This window comes from Halorubrum sp. SD690R (genome assembly GCF_005435035.1).
GTDB lineage: Archaea > Halobacteriota > Halobacteria > Halobacteriales > Haloferacaceae > Halorubrum > Halorubrum ezzemoulense.
This window is the reverse complement of sequence record NZ_SGTV01000090.1, coordinates 1-1145: the sequence shown is the minus strand read 5'-3', so window position 1 is coordinate 1145 and position 1145 is coordinate 1. Positions and strand designations below refer to the sequence as shown.

The 1145-nt window shown below is 57.5% G+C and carries 1 protein-coding gene; it reads right to left on the bottom strand.

Annotated elements, in window-relative coordinates; all coding sequences use genetic code 11:
- On the bottom strand, nucleotides 1–1030 hold a 1030-nt coding region (locus EXE41_RS18525), incomplete at its 3' end, for an IS4 family transposase (protein ID WP_137691785.1).
- Nucleotides 1031–1145 lie beyond the last annotated feature (115 nt).

Sequence of the window (1145 nt, the reverse complement as noted above, 5' to 3'; positions counted from 1 at the left end):
TCACCAGCAGTGACAGCAACGCCGCATACAGCAGAATTTTCACTACATCTGGGTCGCTTGTGTCGAACTCGTCCAACTCGTACTGCGTCTTCAGTTCACGAAACAGCGTTTCTACCTCCCACCGACACCGATACAGCGTTGCTAAATCCGCCGGGAAAAACTCTTCTCTCGGCAGATTCGTGATATAGAGGTGGTAGTCGTCGGCGTCCTCGTCGCGGACGCCGACGACGCGGAATCGCTTCGTATCCAGCGACCGCGCCCCCTCGTACTGGCCCCGCTTGAACTCCGCCTCGACCTCTACGTCGATGTACTTCCGCGAGAGATCATCGACCACATCGTGGATCCGCTTGCCCTCCAAGGGAATGGCGCGGCCGCGCCATTCCCGCAATTCCTCCGTTATCAGCGGATTTGCGTTCTCTTTCAGCCGACTCACGAAGTAGCCGTCGTTCTCATCGATCAACGCGAAGCGGCGGTACTTGAAGTACGCTTGATCGAACAGAACGAGCCGTTCTTGCAGCCACGATCCCGTCTTGAACAGCGTGCTGTCGTGCGTTTTCTCGTCTGTTACGTCGATCCGTTCAATCGTCTCATCAGTAGCGTTGTGGAGCAGGTGGAGCTTCGCTCCAGCCTGCTCCTCGTGACGGGCTTGGAACTCATCAGAAAGGAACTCGTGTAACCGCAATACTGTTCCATCGGCGATCATCACGTCCCTGAATCGTTCGATATCAGCGTCAACGGTGTCAGGAGCAGCGACCTCGTCGAGGCCGTGCTCGACGAGGTCGCGGAGGTACTCCGCCAGCGTTGGTGTCAACCGGTGATAGAAGCCACCGGGAGAGATTGTTTCATCAGCCGTCGAGTTGTAGCAGCGTCTGAACCCGGCGAGTGTTCGGCTCTCGCCTGCGGCGAAGCCGAACACGAGCGCCCACACGAGAACAGGAATCTGAAGCTTCCCCTCACGCTCGACCACGCCGAGTTCCTCGGCGTGCTCTTCGAGGAACTCGGAGGGAAACAGTGTAGTGAGCCGACGCATGATTCTCGATGAGGAGGCGTCTTGGTGCACACTTGCCGCCTCCTCATTCCTCTCGAAAAGAAGCCTCGATAAGCCGCTGCTGTCACGCGGTTTCTCTCTTAGCTAAAGACGGATG